This is a genomic window from Methylophilus sp. Leaf416, assembly GCF_001424665.1.
Classification (GTDB): domain Bacteria; phylum Pseudomonadota; class Gammaproteobacteria; order Burkholderiales; family Methylophilaceae; genus Methylophilus.
In genome coordinates this window covers 485214-507871 of record NZ_LMQS01000004.1, presented here as the reverse complement: position 1 = coordinate 507871, position 22658 = coordinate 485214, and the positions used below count along the sequence as shown (strand labels likewise).

Genomic DNA, 22658 nt, shown 5'->3' with positions numbered 1-22658 from the left:
AAGGATATGGTTCAAATTTCTCCGAATGGGTTTAACGGGCTAGAGCATATTGCCACTGCGGTGATATTGCTGAATAACCAGCTCGAAGTAACCTATGCCAATTCAAGCGCAGAGATTTTATTCGCCTTCAGTGCCAACCAAATTCAAGGCCTGCATATCCACGATGTATTTGTGAATTGCGAAATCCTGCAAATGGCAGTTACCAATGCCATTCAAACGCAAGGACCTTTCCGCGAACACGAGTTCACTTTAACTACACAGCGTGGACATACCACTGCAGTCACTTGCACCGTAACGCCGATTTCAACCAGTATTAACCAGACGTCTGAAGACATGCTGATTCTGGAATTTGTACAAATGGATCAGCAGTTACGCATCGCAAGGGAAGAACGCATGTTGATTCAGCAACAGGCCAATTCCGAACTGCTACGCAACCTGGCACATGAAATCCGTAACCCTTTAGGCGGCCTGCGTGGCGCAGCGCAATTACTTGAATTTGAATTGCCACAACCCAGCCTGAAAGAATATACCCAGGTCATTATTAAAGAAGCTGACCGTCTGCATAGCCTGATGGATCGCTTATTGGTGCCGCATCGCGTGCCCAAATACGAGCCAACCAATATCCATGAAGTGCTTGAGCGCGTACGTAGCCTACTGCTGGCGGAATCTCCCAACAATATTAGAGTGATCCGCGACTACGACACCAGCTTGCCTGAACTGATTGGCGACCGCGAGAAGCTGATTCAGGCCGTACTGAACATTGCACGTAATGCAGCGCAAGCCATGCAGCAAAACCACACAAAAGATGCCAGCATTACGTTCCGCACGCGTGCAGAGCGTCAAATTACTCTGGCGCGAAAGCGTTACCGGGTCGGTATTCATCTGGAAATTATTGATAATGGTCCCGGCATTCCCGCTGATATCAAAGAACGTATTTTTTACCCGCTGGTATCTGGCAGGGAAGGGGGAACCGGTTTGGGATTAGCCTTGGCACAAACCTTTATTACCCAACACCACGGCATGATCGATTGTGATTCACAGCCGGGAAAAACTATTTTCCATATTCTATTGCCTATTGAAAGCACGTTATTTAAATCATAACCATGAGGTCTTTGCGTGAAGTCTCTTTCGGCATTTAACTCGAACTAATATTAATCAAACAGTAATTCTAAAGAGAAATACCATGAAGCCAATCTGGATCTTAGATGACGACAAATCAATCCGCTGGGTATTTGAAAAAGCCTTAGCCCGCACCGATTTTGAATTTAAAACCTTTTCATCACCTGCTGAAGCACTGAATGCGCTTAACCGGGAGCAACCACAGGTAATCGTTAGCGACATCCGCATGCCTAATGGCTCTGGGCTGGATTTTTTATCAGAGGTTAAACAACGTTACCCTGAAATACCGGTCATTATCATGACGGCGTATTCAGACCTGGAGAGCGCAGTTGCAGCTTTCCAGGGCGGCGCTTTTGAATATCTGGCAAAGCCTTTCGACGTTGACCAGGCAATCGAAATAATCAAACGCGCGGTTGATGAAAGCATGCGCCAGGCCGTGGAAAAAGTTGAAGATGATGAGCCTACACCTGAGATTATCGGGCAGGCGCCTGCCATGCAGGAAGTCTTTCGTGCCATAGGCCGTTTGAGCCGCTCACATTCGACAGTACTGATTAATGGCGAATCCGGTAGCGGTAAAGAACTGGTCGCCAGCGCTTTGCACAGACATAGCCCACGCGCTGATAAACCGTTTATTGCCATTAACACCGCAGCGATCCCAAAAGACTTATTGGAGTCAGAGCTTTTCGGTCATGAACGCGGCGCATTTACCGGGGCTGCGGCCGCCAGGAGAGGGCGCTTTGAACAGGCTGACACCGGCACACTGTTTCTCGATGAAATCGGCGACATGCCGGCAGACCTGCAAACCAGGCTATTACGCGTGCTGTCAGATGGCCAATTCTATAGGGTCGGCGGCCATCAACCCATTAAAGTCAATGTACGCGTGATTGCCGCCACTCACCAGGATCTGGAAGAGCGGGTAAAACAAGGCTTGTTCAGGGAGGATCTATTCCACCGCTTGAACGTCATCCGCTTGCGCTTGCCACCTCTACGTGAGCGTCGTGAGGATATTCCATTCCTGACCAAGCATTTCCTGGCACACAGTGCGCAGCAGTTAGGTGTTGAACCAAAGCAACTTTCACCCGCCGCACTTAAATACCTGATGTCAGTAAGCTGGAGCGGTAACGTACGTCAATTAGAGAACGTCTGTCACTGGTTAACAGTCATGGCACCTGGGCAAAATGTAGATGTCAACGATTTGCCACCCGAATTGAAAGAAGACTCGAGCAAGCAAAATAGTGGCGGCTCCTGGCAAGAGGCTTTGGCGCAAGAAGTGACTGATGCACTCAACCGCGGAGAAACAAATATTCTGGATGCCAAAACCAAAGAGTTTGAACGTATCTTAATTACCCGTGCATTGGCACATACCGACGGCCGCCGTATAGAGGCAGCCAATCAGCTTGGCATGGGTCGTAACACGCTCACAAGGAAAATTCAGGAATTAGGGATTGATGACTAGTCATCAAATTTTGATTTGCTGACTACGCCAGATAGGGAAAGAGCTGTGCTTTTGTGCATCAATGCTACTGACAAAAAAGACCTGTGCAAGACGAGAGTCTTTTAAGGTTTTCCCAAAGAACTTGTTGGCTGCATGATAATGCCGACCTTCATACAAAATCAACGTGTTATAAACATTATTAATCCGTACAATTTCATCGAACATTGAGTGATATCCGGTATCCATCGCGATGGTGCCAGCTGCAAACCGTTTATCATTTTCATTAAGCGCTTTTTCATAAGCAGTCTGATCGAATTGCTTATTTCGTTTAAATAATGAGGTTCCTGAATCTAAAGGTGCATCAGGACTCAGATACAACACAGCAGCAAATACCGCATTACCATCGGTATGGATTACTCCTCTGCCATAATCTTCACTCACACTTTGAAAGTTAGTGGAAATAGCCCATCGCATACGCTCATGGTCGGGATTATGAAATAGCGAAATTATCTTATTGCTGACCTGCTCAAATAAAGGTTTGTTGATTACGGATAAATCTTTAGTTCTCGCACCAGGGAAAACGTACGGTACATCTTTTAGCTGATGGCGATATTGATATTTCTGGCTTAATGCAAATGTGCGCACGGCATCAGGATCATCATAAAAATTTTCTACAATAGTAACTGGATACAAATTCATCGTTGTCTTACTGCTAATTAATTAGGTTTTGACATAATTATAGATAAAAAAACGGCAACCGAAGTTGCCGTTTTTAATGTCTTTGATTTGTGCAGAATAATCTGCATCAAACTAGAAGAACAAGATTGCGCCCAGAGAGATAGTTTTTGCTTTACCTTCTAAATCTGGTGTACCAACGTTGTCTAAATCACGTTTAGTTTGTGAGTACTCAGCAACCAAATTCAGGTGCTTAGTCAGTGGGTGGTAAGCACCAACTGTCCACATAGAATCTTCAACTTCGTCAAATGCATCAACGCTGTTGCCATCTAATGTAGAGCGACCATAGCTCACGCCCAATTTAGTACCTACACCTGGCAATGCATAAGTGCCTTGCACGTACCATTGATCAGACTCACGACGGTTACCGTTAGCATCTAAACCACCTTGGAATTGCAGAGTTTGGCCGATACCTTCGCCTTTACCATAGTAACCAGTCAAGCCGAAGCCAGCCAGATTAACGGTAGTACCTACGTCCCAAGCCCAGGCTCTTTCTTTACCACCTGGAGTAGTGGCTGCACCAGCAGCGTTACCTACACCTGAGATGTTCTGTGTGATTGCTGATGTCCACACTTTACCAGCGACATCACCTGTCCACTCGTAAGAAGCTTTAGCTTCGTATGCAGATTGTGAACCTGAGCGGTCAGTACTACCTGCGCCGCCCAATGCTGCAACTGCATTCCAGCCTTGTGTTACACCAGCCGTGAATTGGAAACCATTCCAGTTTGGTGATGTGTAAGCAATTTGTGATTTCCAGTCAGCATACATGTAACCAGTACCGATACGACCCAAAGTAGTTGTGTTACCAGCCAGATTACCAGCACCAGCACCCACGCCCAGCAATGTCATGTCGTTCAGAATAGCGTCTGAACCATAGATACCTAAGTCTTTACCAACTTTGATAGAACCCCATGAAGCATCACCGAATGTCAAGAATGCCTGACGGTTTTCTTGTTGTGAGCCTTGTACGCCTGATTGAGTTGTTGAAGCACCTGGGTTAATGCTGATTGTGAAACCAACATCCAGATCGTTTTGGCGAGTTTTACCAGAAACGCTCAGGTAGTTTGGCAACAAACCAGTAGTAATGTTGTTTTGTGAGCTAGCATCACCAGCACCCAGGCCCAAAGGACCAGTACCAGCACCAGTGTCACCACTGAATTTAGTTGTTGTGTAGAAAGCGTTAACCACACCGCCGATGTCCAGTGTCCAGTCACCAGCTGGGATAACGATACCAGCTTGAGCGCCAGTAGTTGCAGCGAACAGAGCTGCTGCTACTGCAACGTTTAATTTTGTATTCATACGAATCTCCAAAAATGTTGTTTTTACAACTTGTGTAAGGATATTGCTTTTGGCCAGATGTTTAAAAACATCCGTACCTCAAGTAACTCCCTCGGAATCGCTCCAAGCATTTCCAAGAAGGTCAGTGCAATTTTTGCAAAATGCGGCTGCTTGGCGCAAGTTAATACGTCAAATTGCTTAGTCCAACTTTTGATTGTTGTAGATTTGCAACACATTTGCACCGTGTATTCGCGGGATAAATTTAAACAGGCAGGGTTTTCTCAAGCTTTTTGCACTGCCTTAATAAAGGTGTTTCTGCTAGGATAGCGTTGGATTTAGCATTCTTTTTATGCCAATCATATCAATCATTATAATTATTTAGAGGTTCTTCATGATTTCCGATATTCAGTTATGTAGTCGTTTTATTGATACATTAGACTGGATCTGCCAAGTGCTGATCAGGCACGCTGATGACTTCAATATCGCCCTGGTAAAAATTGCCTATGGCGATGACAATAGTCTGGGAGAGGCTTACGGGGCACCTGAGGCGTTGCGTCAGCTTTCTTCGCTCACGCATGACTTGCAGAACTCGTTCAGGAAGTCTGACCTGGTGGGTCGTGAGGGTACTGATTTCTGGATACTGTTTCCATACACACGCGTGACAGACAATATCCACGATAAATTACTGGATGTATTGCAGGGGTCAGCTCATAACAACCTGAATATTGTGGAACGTGAAATCTCTATTTTCGAATTACCGGTGATTTATCAAAAGGCTAGCATTAAGCCAGAGAATGGGCTGGATTTGCTGCATTACGTAAAAGCCAATCAATCTGAATTAGCCAGTCATGTGTTCCGTCTGGCTAATGTTGAATAACATTAATACCGCGCTTGCTGCAGCGTTTTAATTAATGTTCGCACTGGCGCTGGTAAAGCAGCGTCAATCGCATTATTCATAGATAGCCACTGCATATTGGGTGGCAATGACGATCGTTTACCACTCAGTTGCATTGGTTGCGGTGTAATTTCTAATTTGAAATGCGTAAAGGTATGCCAAAGCACCGGCAATACCTCTAGCGACTCCGCTTGCATACCATATCTCTCTTCGACTTGTTGCACTGAAACCTGCGTTGGCACTATTTCAGGCAAACTCCACAATCCGCCCCATATACCCTGATTAGGTCGCTTCTCCAGTAATATCTCCCCGGCGTCCAGAATCATCAGCATAGTTGTCTGCTTTTCCGGAATTGCTTTACGCGGCTTTGATGCGGGTAATTGCAATACGCGTTGTTGTAAAAAAGCCTCACATTGATCCTGCATCGGGCAATCAACACAGCGCGGTTTGCTTCGTTTACAGAACGTCGCCCCAAAATCCATTAAGCCTTGGATATATGCAGGCAGCTCTTTTTCTGGCAATAAGCTTTCTGCCAGAGACCATAATTGCTTTTCTACCGTAGGCAGGCCTGGCCAGCCGTCAACCGCGTGTAATCGCGCTAGCACCCGTTTAACATTACCATCCAAAATAGTTTGTTGTTGCTGGAAGGCAAATACCGAAATAGCAGCCGCGGTCGAGCGACCTATGCCTTTGAGGGTCTGTATCTGGTCAAAGTCTTGCGGAAATATCCCATTATGCTCACGCATAATGGTTTGTGCAGCATGGTGCAGATTGCGGGCACGGGAATAATAGCCTAGCCCGCTCCAGTGTTGCATCACATCATCCTGTGAAGCTTCTGCCAGGCTGGCAATGGTGGGGAACCGGGCCATGAAGCGACCATAGTAGCCAATCACTGCACTGACTTGGGTTTGTTGCAACATGATCTCTGAAACCCACACTGCGTAGGGATCACGCGTTTGCTGCCACGGCAAGTCATGCCGACCATGCACTTGTTGCCAGGCGATCAGTTTTTCTGCAAAAAGACTCACGCTAGAAATTCAATAGCTTTTTCAAAGCTTTTTGCTTTGCATTATCTGCAGGCTTGGCTTCTTCATTATTGCTGCCAGCGTCAGATTTAGCAGCGTCACCTTCAGCGCTTTTTTCACTGTTTTTTGATTTGCCATTTAACAAACCTTTTAAAGCATCGGCTTTATTTTCACCGCCAATGAGGGATTTCACTGCTCCAGCTTTATCGCCGCCCAGCTTATTGGTTAAAGCATCCAATGCTGCTGATTTAGCCAATGCCTGTCCCAGAGCCGCCATATCAATGCCAAACTTGGGCGCTGCAAATGTGCCGGTGACCTTCACAGGCACACCGACTCCGGAAAGCTGCTCGGCTTCTTTGCCGCCTTGCCCTTTAAGCGTGTTGACTAGCGTAGGCTTTGCCAGGTAATTAATCTGTTCTTTGCCAATATCAATATCGCCTTTGCTTTCGCCTTTAGGCAGGCGGAAGATAGGTGCCTTCATTGCCAGATCGTCGTTATGCGCGACGCCATTCTTGATATTAAAAGTGGCGGTCAGCTCGCTAAAGTCAGTTTTTTTGGTTTGATCGGCTGCAGTATTCGCTTGGCCTTTGAGCAAATTAAGCTTGCCTTTGGCATCGCGTATCGTCCCTGCCAGGTCAAAACCCTTAACGGCGCCATCGGCCATGCGCAAATCAACCGAGCCGCCCAGCGACTTTTTTAATGCAGTCACCGTATTACCTTGCGCAGTGACATCCACATCAACGTTGCCGGTGCCGGACAACATATCGTTATTAATCGTATCCACCAGCAGTGGGCCAACCGCAATGTTTTGCAGACTTTGCTTGATAGCGATGGCAGGTATCGCACGGGCATCCACTTTCACACCACCGCGCACAGTCCCCTGGTAAACGTCCACATTCAACGGGTCAAGACTCGCCACGCCATCCTGGGCTTTCAAACCAATATTCAGGTTTTTAGCTTCAGTCTTGCCATATTTCAACCAGCCGATACGGATATTTCCCTGCGCATTTAGTGCTTTGAGAGCGGATAAATCCAGCGGCTGTTCTTCAGTACTTGCAGTTTTGGCGGCAGGTTTATTTTCAGCCGTGGCCGTTTGCGTTTGCTGTGGCAAATACCGGTTCAAGTCCAGTTTGTCGATATTCAGGTCAAACGTATATAGCGGCTTGTTGAATTGGCTGATACCCACATTACCGTGAATACGTGAATCATCCAGTTTGACATCCAGGCCTTGCAACGCCAGTTTCTGACCATCGGCTTTGATGCCCACATTCAATCCCGTTAGCGTGTATGGACTGTAAATAATCTTGCCGATATTGATACTGCCATCCAGGAATAAGGTTTTTAATGCACTGAGGTCAGCTGGTTTACCAGGGTTGGTATCTGCTTTGGCAGCGGTTGTTTTAGATTCCGCTTTCTTGGCATTGTTATTACCCAATAAAGCATTCAGGTTTAAAGTATCCGCATGTACTTTAAAGCCGATATGCGGCGTTTTAAAACCCGCCACACTGACATCGCCATTTAGTTTGGTTTCGGCCAGGTTGAGGTTAAAAGTGGTTTTAACTTTTTCCTGCTTTACATCAGCGTTGGCTGAGAGCTTAAACTGGCCTTGCATGGCACCATTCGGTAAAGCCGGATCTTTTATATCAAACTTACCTGCCAGTGCCGGCACATCAAACACCATATCCGCCAGGTTTGCTTTCACTGGAGACTCAAAATGACCGTCAACGTTGCGGGCACCGGCGTTGACTTTCACATCAGCAGTAATGCCTTTACTCTCCACCGCCTGCTGATTACCTTTTAATTCAGCGAGGATGATATCCATATTGATATCACCTTGTGCATCCTGCTGCTTAAGCGCCAGTATTACTTTTTCGCTGGAAATCTGCTTGGGGTTTACTGCCAGCGCAGGCGCCTGCAAACTGACATCGCGTTTGGCACCATTAAAATCACCCTGCATGGCCAGCTTCAAACCGGAAACATTCAGCGCGGTTTGCGCTGCGTCGATATCCACCGCACCCTGGGCTGTGACATTGACGTCTTTTCCATCCAGCAAAGCGCCTTTGATAGTGGCGTCCAGGCCTTTGACCACAAAATGTTTGGCTTCGGGGTCAACCATTACATTGGCTTTAATCTTTGCCAGTGCATCCACCACCGGCTGGTTGGCCACCAGATGGAAATCAGCCGACAAGTCAAACGGCGTTTTAAGCGCCACTTGCCCGGTGGTCAGGTTAAACTGGTCCACAGTGTATTTCGCACCACTGGCTTCATTAATGTAGCTGACTTGTGTATTGGTGACCTTAACGCCTTGCACGTCAAAATTAATCTGCTGTGACTCCTCCTCGTCTTTGCTCAGCAGATCATCGAAGTTGAAACTGCCATCGGCATGCTGGATAACATTGGCTTGCACACCGTCCAGATACACGGTATCCACCACAATTTCTTTTCTTAGCAGTGGCAAGACTGCAAGTGCCACTTTGGCGCCCTTGATTGCGGCAAACTGCTTATCTGACTGATGCTCGGATAAAGTAATTTCACCCAGGTCAGCCCCGATTTTAGGCCAAAAGCTTAGCTTGATATCACCTTTGATATCCAGGGTACGCTGCTTTTTGTCTTTCACTAACTGGATCACGGTCGACTTGTAATCGTTAGGATCAAACGTCACCGCAAGATAAATTACCAACAGCAGTGCCACGCCAAAAATGGCGGCCACTGTATAGAGAATTTTTTTCAGAAGTGTATTTTTCATTCATTACACCTTAAGTGAATATGCAGCTTGATTAGTGTGCAAAAAACAACAAGATAAGGATACCGAACACGATGCGATACCAGGCAAACACCGCGAAAGAATGCTGACTGACAAATTTAATCAGGGCGCGGATCACTACCAGCGCAGATAAGAACGCAGTGACAAAGCCAATCAGGAAAATAAAGGCATCATCTAAAGACAACAAATCACGCGCCTTTAGTAAGTCATAACCAGTCGCCGCAAACATAATAGGCAGGGCAAGGAAGAAAGAAAACTCAGTAGCCGTTTGTCGACTCAGGCCAAAGCACATACCACCAAGAATTGTCGCACCAGAACGTGACACCCCTGGGATCAGCGCCAGTGACTGGGCAAACCCAATCTGCAACGCCTGTTTTAAACTGATATGGTCAATATCTTGCACCTTGCCGGGTGGCACAAATTTTTCAATGATTAAAATCAATATACCGCCGACAATCAACGCAATACCGACAGTGAAGGATGAAAATAGAAATTCTTTGATTTGATGATGGAAAGCCAGGCCAAGGATGGCGGCGGGCAGGAAAGCGATAACCAGGTTACGCACCAGGTGTTGCGCGTCAGGATCGGTTTGAATACGTTGCACCGTTTGTATCAAGCGTTGCCGGAACTCGACACAGACAGCAAGCACTGCACCTAGCTGTATCATGATTTCAAACACATCCCGTTTATCTTTATCCAGAAAATTTAACCATTCACCTGCAATAATCAAATGTCCGGTGCTGCTAACAGGTATAAATTCGGTCGCGCCTTCGACCAGGCCCATGATGATGGCCTTCAGCATTAAGTAAATATCCATGGTTATATTCTAGCAGACAGAGCAAACTAGATTTAGTGTGTTGGAAAAATTAGGGTATTGGTTTGTTTGGATATGGCTTGGGATTGTATTCTTTGGGAAATGTTCAGTTTCCTTGTGTGATAAGAAATTGTGTGACGTACTAATCTTATCGACCTCGGCGACCGTCTTTCTGTTGATGATTTTTCTTTGAGCAAGCAAAGAAAAATCACTTGCCTAGGGTCGAAAAGGTGAGATGTTTTTAGTGACCAAAACCTTCAATTGAAACAAAATCTCAGCCAGATTATTTCGGCGCGAACGTAAACGCATCGCTGTAAAACTCTTCTTCCGGCAATCCTTGCGCAATAAAAGTCTCTTTAGCAATATCTACCATGCCTGGCGCCCCGCAGATATACACTTCAAAGCCACTCAAATCCGCATGGTCTTCAAGGACTGCTTGATGCACCAGCCCACGCCGGCCTTGCCAGTCATCGTCCGTTTCACTCTCTGAAATCACCGGGATATAAGTAATGTTTGGCATAAATTCCGCCCAACGCCGGCAGAGTTCATCCATATATAGATCAGTCACCTGGCGGGCACCACGATACAACAACACCGGCCGCCGGATACCCTGGTAAATCATATGCTCTATCATGCCTTTGATTGGGGCGAATCCAGTGCCACCGGCGACCATGATGATGGGTTTTTCATTTTGTTCACGTAAGAAAAAACTGCCTAACGGTGCTTCAACACGCAATATGGTTTTTAATGGCATTTCGCTGAAAACCTGCTCAGTAAACTGGCCGCCTGCAATTTTGCGAATATGCAATTCAATGAAACCTGCTTCATGCGGGGCGTTAGCGATGGAAAAAGCACGACGGCGGCCGTCTTTGAGCAAAAATTCCAGATACTGCCCTGCCATAAAGGTGAGTGGTTCAGTGGCTGGCAATTGCAGGTGCAACACCATGACATCGTCGGTTAGTTGCTCTTTTTTCTGAACGCGCACGGGTAAAATCCGTGGTTTGATTCCTTGCACCATATCAATCTGGCGGCATTCAATCACCAGGTCTTCCAATGGTCGCGCACAACAAAACAGTGCTTGCCCGCTGGCCAGCTCTTCATCGCTCATGGCACTGCCCTGATAGTCGTCATGGAAAACTTTGCCAGTAAGCACTTTGCCTTTGCAGGCTCCACAGGCGCCATTGCGGCAGCCATAAGGCATGTTGATGCCCGCCTCTATTGCGGCTTCCAGCACAGTTTGGCTTGGGCGCACTTCAAACGTGTGGCCGCTGTTTTCTATCAATACCCGGTTCATGGCTTATATTGTAGAGATTTTTCTTGGTAAGGCTTGAAGTTTAGGATGACTTAATCTTTTTTTGGCAGATGCACGACGTTGTCTTTGGGTTTGGCTTCTTTGATTTCAGTATACTCACCTTCAATCGCCTCATCATTGGCGCTGGCTTGAAACCCAGTCTTATTTGATGTACTGCCAGAAGCAGCCTTATTCGCTGGCATGAACAATAACACCACTGCAATCACGTCACTGATGACCCCGGGAATAAGCAAAAGCACACCGGCAAACATATTGCGAGCGGTTGAAAACATGGCTGAAATCGGGTTGCCACCAGCCGCTAGCTGTTGAAACATACGCGCTGCAATAAGGTTTTTTTCAGCACGTATCAATTGGAGGCCAAGAAAACCAATAATCATTAGGTAAGCGAGCACCCACCAGCCATACCGCTGACTAAGTTCAATCAGGACCGCTATCTCCAGAAACGGAAAAGCCAGTAAAATAGCAAAGATGATAAAACGCATGTCAGTAATCCTGTGGTGAGTCAGCGCACATGACGCCAAAAGAGCAAATTATAATCGTGTTTACCCATGTGCCGGATATGGCATGCGCAGAAAGCCTGGCGCAAGCGCTGGTTAGTGCACAGTTGGCGGCATGTGTGAATATTTCAAGCCCTGTCAAATCGGTTTACCGCTGGCAGGGCCAAATCGAAACCGCAGAAGAAGTAAAGTTAACGATTAAAACCACTCAGCAAGGCTATACAGCATTGGCAGATAAAATTCGCGAATTGCATCCTTATGAACTTCCCGAGATTGTAGCTATCCATGTCAACGAGGGTTTGCCGGAATATCTGCGTTGGGTTGCGGCTGAAACGCTGGCATAAGGCCATGATTGATAGGTCATGGTTAATTAAGGTGCAAGATAATGATCACTAAATGGATTAAAGCGTGGGCGACCCTGGCGATGCTACTGGCAACTGCACTACCGGTGCACGCGGATTCAAGGTTCTCCCAACTATTTACCGATGAAGACGCTGAAGAGTTTTTGCCGGTAGATAAAGCGTTCAAGGTAGAAGCTGTGCTGGTGGATCAAACACACGCGCAAGTGAAATTTATTATCGCGCCTGGTCATTATCTGTATCGTGAACGCATACAACTGTTACCGGCAGATCAAAAAGCGACCATTTCGTTGCCGCCAGGCGAAAGTAAAAATGATCCCAATTTCGGCCAGCAACAGGTTTTTCATCATGATACCGCCGCAGAAGTGGTTTTCCCCGACACGGCGCCCGCGATGCTACAAATACGTTACCAGGGTTGCAGCGAAAAAGGGCTGTGCTATCCGCCGCAGACCAAATCCCTGCCATTAACGCCATCTGCTTCGCCAGTTTCAGTCACTAGCAGCCAGCCATCAGCATTAGAAGTTGACGATGGCGTATCTGAAAAACTGCTTTCTTCCGGACACTGGTGGCAAATCGTGGCTGGTTTCTTTGGCGCCGGTTTACTGCTCGCCTTTACGCCATGCGTGTTCCCAATGATTCCGATTTTGTCAGGCATTATTGTCGGTAAAAACGCACAAGCCTCACGCGCCAAAGCATTCACTTTATCGCTTGCCTACACCTTGGGCATGTGCCTGACCTACACCCTGGCAGGTGTGGCGGCCGGCTTATCCGGACAACTATTGAGTAATGCCCTGCAAACACCATGGGCATTAACTGCCGGCGCATTGATTTTTGTGGCCTTGTCTTTTTCCATGTTCGGTTTTTATGAGCTTAAACTGCCAAGTGCCATAGAAAATGCTTTCTTTAACTGGAGTCACCGGTTTAAAGGCGGACATTTGCTCAGCGACTTTCTGATGGGCGCCATCTCTGCCCTGATTATCAGCCCATGCGTGGCCGCGCCTTTGGCGGGCGCTTTACTCTATATCAGTCAAACCCATGATGTGGTTCTCGGTGCCGTTGCACTGTTTTCACTCTCATTGGGTATGGGCATGCCTTTACTGTTGATTGGTGCTTCTGCAGGATCAATCCTGCCAAAAGCGGGCGAATGGATGAACACCATCCGCCGCCTGTTTGGCGTACTAATGCTGGCTGTCGCTATCTGGGTGATCAGCCCTATTTTGCCAACCAGTGTGCAGATGTTGTTGTGGGCAGCACTTTGTATCATACCGGCTATTTATTTGCGTGCCATTGACCCGTTGCCGACGACTGCCAGTACCGCGCAAAGGCTTATTAAAGGCGCGGCAGTCTTTTTATTGCTGTATGGCGTTGCTTTGCTGATCGGGGCCTGGTCAGGAGCAAGTTCACCACTGAGGCCATTGCAGAATCTTGCGTCCGCCCCACAAACTGGCAGGCAGGCAGTACAGTTTCAACGTGTGCGTAATGTGCAAGAACTTGATCAAGCCGTGCACGCCGCACAAGGCAAGCGCGTGATGCTGGATTTTTATGCTGACTGGTGTGTGTCATGTAAAGAATATGAGCAATTTGTATTCACAAATCATCAGGTGCAGGCTGAATTAAATCAAATAGTGCTATTGCAGGCAGACGTGACAGCAAATAATGCGCAGGATGCAGCATTGCTTAAAAAATTCGAATTGTTTGGCCCACCGGGTATCATCTTTTTTGATAGTCAAGGCCAGCCTTTACAACCAGTCATCAAAGGCTATCACGATGCGGATCGTTTCCTGAAAATACTGCGTGCACTTGGAGGACCTAACCATGCGTAACGTCGCGCGTATCGTAATGACCGTCCTGCTGATCGTCGTCCTTGGCAGCGGGTTCCGCTGGCTTTACCTGAACCGCCATCAGTTTATGGGCGCAGATACGACGTTACCTGATAAAACTGCGGTAAGTGCGCTCTGGAATACCACCTTAAGCGATCAAAAAGGTAAGTCATACCCGTTAGCACAATTCAAAGGCAAGCCTATGATCCTCAATTTCTGGGCTACCTGGTGCGAGCCTTGCCGTGATGAAATGCCGGAGATTTCTGAACTTGCCACTGCACACCCCGACATTACGGTATTGGGCGTGGCCATTGATGAAGCTGCAGCTGTGCATGAGTTTGTCGAAAGCACACCGGTGTCCTATCCATTGCTGATTGCCGAAAATGAAGGCATGCCTCTGGCAGAGACCTTGGGTAACAATAAAGGCGTCTTGCCATATACGGTGATTGTCTCTGCACAGGGCGAAATCACCCATATTTTCTTTGGCCGCGTTAACAGCGAAATGCTGCAAAAAGCACTTAAGTTGTAGGCTATTCAAACTGTTATTTGATTGAATACAATGCTTTAATCGCTGCATGTTCGGAGCAAAGATCCCGCACTTAACAGCAAAATTAGCGATGTTTCACTTTTGTGTAATTGACGAATTCTGCTGGACAAAATGCAATAACTTCGGCAAACTTCGCGCCATGAAGGTTGTATCTTTCTCTTTAAAAGGCATGTGAAATGGGCACCAAATCTATCCTGGTGATTCATGGACCTAATCTCAACATGCTTGGCACTCGCGAGCCACAGCATTATGGCAACCAGACCCTGGCAGATATCGACCAGGGGTTGCATGCACTGGCGCACGCAGATCAGGCACGGCTGGAAACCTTTCAGAGCAATTCTGAAGCGGATATTATTGAGAAGATACACACATTGTCTGTTAACCGCGTGGATTATGTCATCATCAATCCTGCGGCTTTCACACATACTTCGGTGGCGATTCGTGATGCAATTTCAGCGGTGAAAGTACCGTTTATTGAAGTACATCTTTCCAATGTGCACGCACGGGAGCCATTCAGGCATCACTCTTATTTCAGCGATATCGCGACGGCCGTCATCTGCGGTTTGGGCGCGGAAGGCTATTACGCCGCTTATCGCCATATCCAACAACTATAATTAAAACATTCTAAATCGAGGTTTCTATGGATTTACGCAAACTCAAAAAATTGATTGATCTGGTCGAGGAATCGGGAATTTCCGAACTGGAACTGACCGAAGGTGAAGAAAAAGTACGTATCAGCCGCACCATCACTGGCGTTGCGCCGGTTACACAATATGTAACTGCGCCTGCCCAGGCTGCCCCGGCTAGTGCAGCACCAGCTGCTGCGCCTGCCGGCGCTACTGCTAGCGCACCAGCGCCGGAGCCAGAAGGCAAAGTAGTGAAATCACCTATGGTTGGTACTTTCTACCGCGCCTCTTCTCCTGATGCCAAAGCATTTGTTGACGTTGGCAGCAGCGTGAATGCCGGTGAAACGGTATGTATTATCGAGGCGATGAAGCTACTCAATGAAATTGAGAGTGAGTATGCCGGCGTGATCAAGAAAATCTTTGTTGAAAACGGCCAACCAGTGGAATACGGCGAACCATTATTCCTGATTGGTTAAGATTCGCTGATTGATATATATGTTAGAAAAAATTCTGATTGCCCAACGTGGCAGCCAGCTATCGACAGGTTGTACTGCAACAAAATTAAAATGCGCCGTGGCTAATAGCCAGGCAGCTATGAAGACGCGGAGTTAAAAATGTTCGAGAAAATACTGATTGCAAACCGAGGCGAAATAGCCTTGCGTGTGCAACGTGCCTGCCGTGAACTGGGGATCAAAACCGTAGCCGTGCACTCCGAGGCCGACCGCGATGCCAAATATGTTAAATTGGCTGACGAGTCCGTCTGTATTGGCCCAGCTCCTTCCGCTAAAAGTTACCTGAATGTTCCGGCAGTCATCAGCGCTGCTGAAGTAACAGATGCGCAGGCGATACACCCGGGTTATGGCTTTTTGTCTGAAAATGCCGACTTTGCCGAGCGTGTGGAGCAAAGTGGTTTCGTGTTTATTGGGCCACGTGCTGAAACAATCCGCCTGATGGGCGATAAGGTTTCCGCCAAGGATGCCATGAAAAAAGCTGGCGTGCCTTGCGTACCTGGTTCAGATGGTGCTTTGCCTGATGATCCTGCTGAAATTGTTAAAACAGCCAAACGTGTCGGTTACCCGGTCATTATCAAAGCGGCTGGTGGCGGAGGTGGCCGCGGTATGCGCGTGGTGCATACTGAAGCGGCGTTAATAAATGCAGTCAATATGACCAAAGCCGAAGCGCAAAGCGCTTTTGGTAACCCGGTGGTTTACATGGAAAAATTCCTGGAAAACCCGCGCCATATTGAAATCCAGATACTGGCCGACGAACATGGCAATGCGGTGTTCCTGGGTGACCGTGATTGCTCCATGCAACGTCGTCACCAGAAAATCATTGAAGAAGCGCCTTCACCTTTATTACCAGCAAGATTGCGCGACAAGATAGGTGAACGTTGTGCCGAAGCCTGCCGCAAAATCAAATATCGTGGTGCTGGCACCTTTGAGTTCCTGTATGAAAACGGCGAATTCTATTTCATTGAGATGAACACCCGTTTGCAAGTAGAGCATACGGTGACCGAGATGATTACCGGGATTGATCTGGTACAACAGCAAATCTTTATTGCCGCCGGTGAAAAACTTCCTTTCCGTCAGCGTGACATCGTATTGAATGGTCATGCCATTGAGTGCCGGATTAACGCCGAAGATCCTTACAATTTTGTGCCTTCTCCTGGTTTCATTAACCGCTTCCATATGCCAGGTGGACCTGGCGTGCGCATGGACACTCATGTATATGGCGGTTATACAGTGCCCCCACATTACGATTCCATGATCGGTAAATTGATCACGCACGGTGCCACCCGCGAGCAAGCGATTGCCAGAATGCGCGTAGCTTTGTCTGAACTGTATGTCGAAGGTATTAAAACCAACAAGGAACTGCATTCTGACCTGATGTCTGATCTGGCGTTTCAGCAAGGCGGCACCAGCATTCACTATCTTGAACAGAAGCTGGGCATCAGCGCTAAGTAATTGTGCATTGGCTGTTACTTAAAATTCAATCGACCGAGCCACAGGCGGAGTCGCTCAGCGATGTGTTGATGGAACATGGCGCACTGTCTGTCAGCATTGAAGACGCGCATGCGGACACCATGGCTGAACAAGCCATTTTTGGTGAGCCGGGCGATCCACCACCAGGTATCTGGCAACAGAATATCGTGACTGCCATGCTGGAAGCTGACGCGGATGTGACGGCTTTGCTAGCCACAGTGCAATCCGAGTTGCAGCTGGATGGTTTGAAATACCAGTTGGAACAGATTGAAGAGCAGGATTGGGTGCGTGCAACCCAGGCGCAATTCGACCCGATTCGTGTGACTGATAATTTATGGATTGTGCCATCATGGCACCAGGCGCCCAATGCGGAGGCAATCAATATTGTGCTGGATCCCGGTCTGGCATTTGGTACCGGTAGCCATCCCACCACGCATTTATGTTTGAGCTGGCTGGCACAATTACCTAAATCCGAATTGGCTCAGGCCAATGTACTGGATTACGGTTGTGGCTCCGGCATCCTCGCGATTGCGGCAAAAAAACTGGGCGCCGGCCAGGTGATTGGTGTGGACATTGATACGCAGGCGGTCATCGCCAGCCGTGACAATGCCGCCAATAACCAGGTGGAAGCGCTATTTTATGATTCTGCAGAGTATCTGCATGAGCCATTTGATATTGTGGTCGCCAATATTCTTTCCAGTGCCTTGATGGTATTGGCGCCGGTGATTGCCAAATCTTGCAAAAATGGCGGCAAAGTTGCATTATCCGGCATATTGGATAGTCAGCAGGAAATGTTGCTGACGCATTACTCAGAGTGGTTTGAAATGGATGCCCCCATCCAGCAAGATGGATGGGTCTTGCTGACGGGAACCAGAAAATGTCTCTAATCACGGCGTGCCCTGCCTGCCAAACACAATTTGAAGTCAACGACGAACAACTGCAAGCCTATGCCGGCAAAGTACGTTGTGGTGAATGCAATCATGTGTTTGATGCACGCTCTTCGCTGATTGACTCGACAGAAGCAACAGAAACCATTGCGGCGGACGAATCAGTCGCACCTGCAGAACCCACTCCAGCAATTGAATCGATTGCACTGACCGACGACACACCGGCAGAGACATTTACACCAGAAGTCACTGAAACCAGCAACACGCAGTACGTGACACCTGAAGCAGACATCTCCCAGACAGCTTCAACAGAAGTCGAGCATGCAAGTTCAGAGAATTCTGGAGCGCACAGCTCAGATGCTTATGTCTCGGATACTTATGGTTCTGATAGCTACCCTGCTCCTGAAGCGACACTGGATAGCCCAACAGCAGAGTTGGATGCTCCGCTCACGACCCAGGAGGATGCCGCTCAAGATACTCAACAGATCCGGGCATTGAACTGGAATCTTGGGCGCGAAGAAGCTGATACAAAAGCCATTCCGGAATTTTTGCGTAATGTTTCCCTGAGCGAAGAGTGGCCAGCAGCCGCAGAAAAACCCAAAGCACCATGGGTGTTTCCACTGTTAGCCTGCTTAATGCTAGTAACCCTCCTGTTGCAGTCTGTTTATTTCACACGCACAAGCCTGGCCGCTAATTATCCTTTTACCAAACCGCTGCTGCAGTCGGCTTGCAAATTGGCACATTGCGCGGTGGCATTGCCTAAGGATATTACGCAATTAACCATTGATGATGCCGACATTCAGGAACACAGGGAGCGCGAAGGGGTACTGGTATTTTCCAGCGTATTGATCAATCACGGTGCGGTGTCTCAAACTTACCCGATGATAGAACTGACGCTGACCAATATGGCTGACGAACCGGTATTGCGCAAAGTCCTGACACCTAAGGAATATTTGCCTGCAACTGCCAAGGTTTCTGAAGGCCTGGCGGGACAACAGGAGCAACCGGTTAAAACCAGCCTTGGTATCTCCGAAAAAGCCGTGACCGGGTTCCGCGTCGCGATTGCTTATTAAATTCCAGAAATATTATCCGCCAGTGCTTTTCGCCTGCGCGCCGATGTCTGACATCACTTTTCCCAACACCTCAATTGCAGCCGTGCGCACAAAACTTTTACGCCAGGCCAATGCAATCCTCCTGCTAGGCACCGGTTTGGTGAATGGAATCACCCGAATCAGCGGATTCTGGTAACGTGCGACAGTCGCCATGGCTGGCAACACCGTAATCCCCAGGTTGGAAGCCACCATATTACGTATAGTCTCCAAAGAATTACCTTGTAGCACCTCGCCCTTACGACCTAGTTCAGGGCAAGCCTGTGTCACCTGGTTGCTAAAGCAATGCCCACTATTCAGTAATAGCACTTTTTCGTTGCCTAATTCATCCGGATTCACTGTTTTACGTTGTGCCCATGGGTGGCTGGCTGGCACCACCACATTAAAATCTTCATCATAAAGCGGTGTGATTTCAATCCCGGGCACATTAAACGGCAAGGCCACGACTGCCGCGTCAATCACGCCATTCCTTAATTGCTGTTCCAGTGTAGCGGTAATATTTTCTTCTACTTCCAGCGGCATATTTGGTGCAGTTTTAACCAATGGCGGAATCATTTCCGGCAACAGGTAAGGGCCTACCGAATGGATCATGCCCAGCTTGAAAGGCCCATTCAACGGGTCGCTGCCATGCTTGGCCATTTCCTTGATTTTTGCCGCTTGCTCCAGCACGGTGTTCGCCTGCTCAATGATCTGTTCACCTATCGGCGTTGGTGTCACGTCATTACGGTTACGCTCAAACAGCAAAACGCCTAATTCCTCTTCCAGCTTTTTGATGCCAAGGCTTAATGCCGGTTGTGTGACAAAACATTTCTCAGCCGCCCGGCGAAAATTGCGTTCCTGCGCTACTGCCAGCACAAACTTCAGTTCAATCAGGGTCATGTTTTTCTCACTGCTGTGAAGAGGCCATTAGTGTAAATCTATTAATTTTATCAATCAATAGTATCAAAACATACAATTATACAAATTGAAGTGGCTTGCCTAGAATGGCCTCCATGCATCAGACAACATTGATTCATGGAGGCAAAAATGATTAACAGGTGGCTTCAGGATTTATCCCAGTTGCAGGAAGTATTGGCGGCTTACGCTGCCAGCAACTAGATAAACCATATTCATTACCTAGAAAACGATTATCGTAATATTTAACAAGTAGTATATTTATCGCATGGTCACTCAAGGGTGGTCAGTCAATAAGAAAAGGAGCTCAAAAAAATGGAAAATCAGCAAAATACCACAGGCAAATGTCCATTTGCACATGGGGGAAACACCGCCACCGAGAAATCAAATACCAGCTGGTGGCCAAATGCGCTAAATCTGGATATCTTGCATCAACAAGATAGCAAAACCAATCCGCTGGGTGAAGATTTTAATTATGCCGAGGAATTTAAAAAGCTGGATTTAGCGGCAGTGAAAGCCGACCTGCATGCACTGATGACCGATAGCCAGTCATGGTGGCCTGCTGATTGGGGGCATTATGGTGGATTGATGATTCGTTTGTCATGGCATGCGGCCGGGACTTATCGCGTCGCCGATGGCCGTGGCGGAGCCGGCACCGGTAACCAGCGTTTTGCGCCACTGAACAGCTGGCCGGATAACGTTAACCTGGATAAAGCGCGCCGCCTGTTATGGCCGATCAAGAAAAAATACGGTAACAAGCTTTCCTGGGCCGATTTGATTGTACTGGCCGGCACGATTGCGTATGAGTCCATGGGTCTGAAAACCTTTGGCTTTGCCGGTGGCCGCGCCGATATCTGGCATCCGGAAAAAGATATTTATTGGGGCAACGAAAAAGAATGGCTAGCTAAAACAGGCGCTCCCGGTAGCCGTTATACAGGTGAACGCGATCTGGAAAATCCGCTGGCCGCCGTAATGATGGGGCTCATATATGTAAATCCGGAAGGGGTAGATGGCAACCCGGACCCATTACGCACAGCGAGGGATATCCGCGAAACCTTTGACCGGATGGCGATGAACGATGAAGAAACCGTTGCGCTGACTGCTGGTGGTCATACCGTAGGCAAATCGCATGGTAATGGCATAGCAGCAAACTTAGGCCCGGACCCGGAAGCGGCCAGCGTTGAAGAGCAAGGCATGGGTTGGAATAACCATACCACCCGCGGCATAGGCCGTGATTCAGTTACCAGCGGTATTGAAGGCGCCTGGACTACACACCCTACCCGCTGGGATAACGGTTATTTCAAAATGCTGTTCGAACATGAATGGGAGCTGAGAAAGAGCCCAGCAGGCGCATGGCAGTATGAGCCGGTGAATATTAAGGAAGAAGATAAACCTGTCGACGTGGAAGATCCGTCCATCCGCTATAACCCGATCATGACAGATGCGGATATGGCGATGATCAAGGATCCGGTTTACCGCGAAATTTCGGAGCGTTTTTACCGTGACCAGGCTTATTTTTCCGAAGTATTTGCACGTGCCTGGTTTAAATTGACGCATCGTGATCTAGGTCCGAAAGCTCGCTACCTGGGGCCGGATGTGCCGCAGGAAGACTTGATCTGGCAGGATCCAACGCCAGCTGGCAACGCTAACTTGAGTGCCGCGGATATCGCAACCTTGAAAGCGCAGATCCTGGCGAGTGGCCTGACGATTGCTGAACTGGTGGCTACCGCCTGGGATAGCGCACGTACATTCCGCGCATCCGATTTCCGTGGTGGTGCCAATGGTGCACGTATCCGTCTGGCACCGCAAAAAGACTGGCAAGGCAATGAGCCAGCCAGGTTGCAGAAAGTACTGGCCGTACTTGAAGGCATACGGGCAGCTTTTAACCAACCCGTAAGCCTGGCGGACTTGATTGTGCTAGGTGGCTCAGCGGCCATTGAGCAGGCGGCCAATGCAGCAGGCGTGGCGGTTGAAGTGCCGTTTGCGCCAGGCAGGGGCGATGCCACTGATGAGATGACAGATGTGGAGTCTTTCTCTGTGCTGGAGCCACTGCACGATGGTTTCCGCAACTGGCAGAAGGCGGATTATGTGCCGACAGCTGAAGAGCTACTGCTGGACCGCACCCAGCTGATGGGGCTGACAGCGCCGGAAATGGTGGTTTTGGTTGGTGGTATGCGGGTGTTGGATACCAATTATGGTGCTAGCAAACATGGTGTGTTTACCGACAGGCCCGGCGTGCTTAGCAATGACTTTTTTGTGAATTTGACGGATATGCAGTACACCTGGAAACCAGTAGGCAGCAATTTGTATGAAGTGCGTGAGCGGGCTACCGGTAACGTGAAGTGGACTGCAACACGTGTGGATCTGGTATTTGGCTCTAACTCTATTCTGCGTTCTTATGCGGAAGTGTATGCGCAGGATGATGCCAAACAGAAGTTTGTGCAGGATTTTGTGAAAGCATGGACTAAAGTAATGAATGCAGATAGGTTTGATTTGAAGTAATTGCGCTGTAAAAAAGAAAAAGCGCCTTGAGGAATCGGGGCGCTTTTTTATTGGCTGA

20 protein-coding genes are annotated in these 22658 nt (G+C 48.1%); 12 read left to right on the top strand and 8 right to left on the bottom strand.

Annotation, left to right across the window (positions count from 1 at the left end):
* Positions 1–6 precede the first annotated feature (6 nt).
* Together glnL and ntrC are read left to right on the top strand one after the other, a co-directional pair.
* Positions 7–1101, top strand: coding sequence for a nitrogen regulation protein NR(II) (glnL, locus tag ASG34_RS12075; RefSeq protein WP_055830831.1), 1095 nt, complete (start codon positions 7–9; stop codon positions 1099–1101).
* An 82-nt stretch (positions 1102–1183) separates the two neighbouring features.
* On the top strand, positions 1184–2575 hold the full coding sequence (gene ntrC, locus ASG34_RS12070; RefSeq protein ID WP_055830829.1) for a nitrogen regulation protein NR(I): 1392 nt from the start codon (positions 1184–1186) through the stop codon (positions 2573–2575).
* 3 nt (positions 2576–2578) lie between these two features.
* Here the strand turns inward: ntrC and ASG34_RS12065 are convergent, their stop codons facing one another.
* On the bottom strand, positions 2579–3253 hold the full coding sequence (locus tag ASG34_RS12065; protein WP_055830827.1) for a DUF6445 family protein: 675 nt from the start codon (positions 3251–3253) through the stop codon (positions 2579–2581).
* Positions 3254–3364: 111 nt separating this feature from the next.
* A complete protein-coding gene (locus tag ASG34_RS12060) occupies positions 3365–4588 on the bottom strand; it encodes a porin (protein ID WP_055830825.1) in 1224 nt (407 codons plus the stop codon).
* Positions 4589–4958: 370 nt separating this feature from the next.
* Between ASG34_RS12060 and ASG34_RS12055 the strand changes: the two genes are divergently transcribed.
* On the top strand, positions 4959–5444 hold the full coding sequence (locus ASG34_RS12055) for a hypothetical protein (protein WP_055830822.1): 486 nt from the start codon (positions 4959–4961) through the stop codon (positions 5442–5444).
* A 2-nt stretch (positions 5445–5446) separates the two neighbouring features.
* Here the strand turns inward: ASG34_RS12055 and mutY are convergent, their stop codons facing one another.
* The 5 genes from mutY to ASG34_RS12030 form a co-directional block, all read right to left on the bottom strand.
* A complete protein-coding gene (mutY, locus tag ASG34_RS12050; protein WP_055830820.1) occupies positions 5447–6490 on the bottom strand; it encodes an A/G-specific adenine glycosylase in 1044 nt (347 codons plus the stop codon).
* Position 6491: 1 nt separating this feature from the next.
* Positions 6492–9233 (bottom strand): AsmA family protein, encoded by a 2742-nt coding sequence (locus tag ASG34_RS12045; protein WP_055830819.1) that lies wholly within the window; start codon positions 9231–9233, stop codon positions 6492–6494.
* 31 nt (positions 9234–9264) lie between these two features.
* Positions 9265–10068, bottom strand: coding sequence for an undecaprenyl-diphosphate phosphatase (locus ASG34_RS12040; RefSeq protein ID WP_055830818.1), 804 nt, complete (start codon positions 10066–10068; stop codon positions 9265–9267).
* A gap of 280 nt (positions 10069–10348) precedes the next feature.
* A complete protein-coding gene (locus ASG34_RS12035; RefSeq protein WP_055830817.1) occupies positions 10349–11359 on the bottom strand; it encodes a CDP-6-deoxy-delta-3,4-glucoseen reductase in 1011 nt (336 codons plus the stop codon).
* Positions 11360–11409: 50 nt separating this feature from the next.
* Positions 11410–11859, bottom strand: coding sequence for an FxsA family protein (locus ASG34_RS12030; RefSeq protein WP_055830816.1), 450 nt, complete (start codon positions 11857–11859; stop codon positions 11410–11412).
* Between the two features lie 29 nt (positions 11860–11888).
* Here ASG34_RS12030 and cutA point away from each other — a divergent pair, with 29 nt between their 5' ends.
* The 8 genes from cutA (at position 11889) to ASG34_RS11990 (ending at position 19168) form a co-directional block, all read left to right on the top strand.
* Entirely contained in the window at positions 11889–12218 is a 330-nt protein-coding gene (cutA, locus tag ASG34_RS12025; RefSeq protein ID WP_055830814.1) for a divalent-cation tolerance protein CutA, read from the top strand.
* 41 nt (positions 12219–12259) lie between these two features.
* Complete coding sequence (gene dsbD, locus ASG34_RS12020; protein WP_055830812.1) at positions 12260–14056, top strand: protein-disulfide reductase DsbD; 1797 nt, start codon at positions 12260–12262, stop codon at positions 14054–14056.
* Entirely contained in the window at positions 14049–14582 is a 534-nt protein-coding gene (locus tag ASG34_RS12015; RefSeq protein ID WP_055830810.1) for a TlpA family protein disulfide reductase, read from the top strand. Before dsbD ends, ASG34_RS12015 begins: the two co-directional genes overlap by 8 nt.
* A 194-nt stretch (positions 14583–14776) precedes the next feature.
* On the top strand, positions 14777–15214 hold the full coding sequence (gene aroQ, locus ASG34_RS12010) for a type II 3-dehydroquinate dehydratase (protein ID WP_055830808.1): 438 nt from the start codon (positions 14777–14779) through the stop codon (positions 15212–15214).
* Between the two features lie 26 nt (positions 15215–15240).
* Positions 15241–15702, top strand: coding sequence for an acetyl-CoA carboxylase biotin carboxyl carrier protein (gene accB / locus ASG34_RS12005; RefSeq protein ID WP_055830806.1), 462 nt, complete (start codon positions 15241–15243; stop codon positions 15700–15702).
* A gap of 138 nt (positions 15703–15840) precedes the next feature.
* Positions 15841–17190 carry an acetyl-CoA carboxylase biotin carboxylase subunit gene (gene accC / locus ASG34_RS12000; RefSeq protein WP_055830804.1) on the top strand — a complete coding sequence of 450 codons (1350 nt, stop codon included), beginning with the start codon at positions 15841–15843 and terminating at the stop codon, positions 17188–17190.
* Between the two features lie 2 nt (positions 17191–17192).
* Complete coding sequence (gene prmA, locus ASG34_RS11995; protein WP_055830802.1) at positions 17193–18095, top strand: 50S ribosomal protein L11 methyltransferase; 903 nt, start codon at positions 17193–17195, stop codon at positions 18093–18095.
* Entirely contained in the window at positions 18086–19168 is a 1083-nt protein-coding gene (locus ASG34_RS11990; RefSeq protein ID WP_055830799.1) for a DUF3426 domain-containing protein, read from the top strand. The genes prmA and ASG34_RS11990 overlap by 10 nt, the downstream gene beginning before the upstream one ends.
* Before the next feature lie 12 nt (positions 19169–19180).
* Here ASG34_RS11990 and ASG34_RS11985 read toward each other — a convergent pair whose 3' ends face one another.
* Positions 19181–20083, bottom strand: coding sequence for a hydrogen peroxide-inducible genes activator (locus ASG34_RS11985; RefSeq protein ID WP_055830797.1), 903 nt, complete (start codon positions 20081–20083; stop codon positions 19181–19183).
* A 330-nt stretch (positions 20084–20413) separates the two neighbouring features.
* Here ASG34_RS11985 and katG point away from each other — a divergent pair, with 330 nt between their 5' ends.
* Positions 20414–22600, top strand: coding sequence for a catalase/peroxidase HPI (gene katG, locus ASG34_RS11980; RefSeq protein ID WP_055830796.1), 2187 nt, complete (start codon positions 20414–20416; stop codon positions 22598–22600).
* Positions 22601–22658 lie beyond the last annotated feature (58 nt).

Bases quoted from the DNA above. Each gene is read 5' to 3' on its own strand.
- ASG34_RS11985 (WP_055830797.1), bottom strand. From the start codon at position 20,083: ATGACCCTGATTGAACTGAAGTTTGTGCTGGCAGTAGCGCAGGAACGC.
- accB (WP_055830806.1), top strand. From the start codon at position 15,241: ATGGATTTACGCAAACTCAAAAAATTGATTGATCTGGTCGAGGAATCG.
- ASG34_RS11990 (WP_055830799.1), top strand. From the start codon at position 18,086: ATGTCTCTAATCACGGCGTGCCCTGCCTGCCAAACACAATTTGAAGTC.
- aroQ (WP_055830808.1), top strand. From the start codon at position 14,777: ATGGGCACCAAATCTATCCTGGTGATTCATGGACCTAATCTCAACATG.
- ASG34_RS12060 (WP_055830825.1), bottom strand. From the start codon at position 4,588: ATGAATACAAAATTAAACGTTGCAGTAGCAGCAGCTCTGTTCGCTGCA.
- ASG34_RS12055 (WP_055830822.1), top strand. From the start codon at position 4,959: ATGATTTCCGATATTCAGTTATGTAGTCGTTTTATTGATACATTAGAC.
- ASG34_RS12065 (WP_055830827.1), bottom strand. From the start codon at position 3,253: ATGAATTTGTATCCAGTTACTATTGTAGAAAATTTTTATGATGATCCT.
- cutA (WP_055830814.1), top strand. From the start codon at position 11,889: ATGACGCCAAAAGAGCAAATTATAATCGTGTTTACCCATGTGCCGGAT.
- ASG34_RS12045 (WP_055830819.1), bottom strand. From the start codon at position 9,233: ATGAAAAATACACTTCTGAAAAAAATTCTCTATACAGTGGCCGCCATT.
- accC (WP_055830804.1), top strand. From the start codon at position 15,841: ATGTTCGAGAAAATACTGATTGCAAACCGAGGCGAAATAGCCTTGCGT.
- ASG34_RS12040 (WP_055830818.1), bottom strand. From the start codon at position 10,068: ATGGATATTTACTTAATGCTGAAGGCCATCATCATGGGCCTGGTCGAA.
- glnL (WP_055830831.1), top strand. From the start codon at position 7: ATGGTTCAAATTTCTCCGAATGGGTTTAACGGGCTAGAGCATATTGCC.
- katG (WP_055830796.1), top strand. From the start codon at position 20,414: ATGGAAAATCAGCAAAATACCACAGGCAAATGTCCATTTGCACATGGG.
- dsbD (WP_055830812.1), top strand. From the start codon at position 12,260: ATGATCACTAAATGGATTAAAGCGTGGGCGACCCTGGCGATGCTACTG.
- ASG34_RS12035 (WP_055830817.1), bottom strand. From the start codon at position 11,359: ATGAACCGGGTATTGATAGAAAACAGCGGCCACACGTTTGAAGTGCGC.
- ASG34_RS12015 (WP_055830810.1), top strand. From the start codon at position 14,049: ATGCGTAACGTCGCGCGTATCGTAATGACCGTCCTGCTGATCGTCGTC.
- ASG34_RS12030 (WP_055830816.1), bottom strand. From the start codon at position 11,859: ATGCGTTTTATCATCTTTGCTATTTTACTGGCTTTTCCGTTTCTGGAG.
- ntrC (WP_055830829.1), top strand. From the start codon at position 1,184: ATGAAGCCAATCTGGATCTTAGATGACGACAAATCAATCCGCTGGGTA.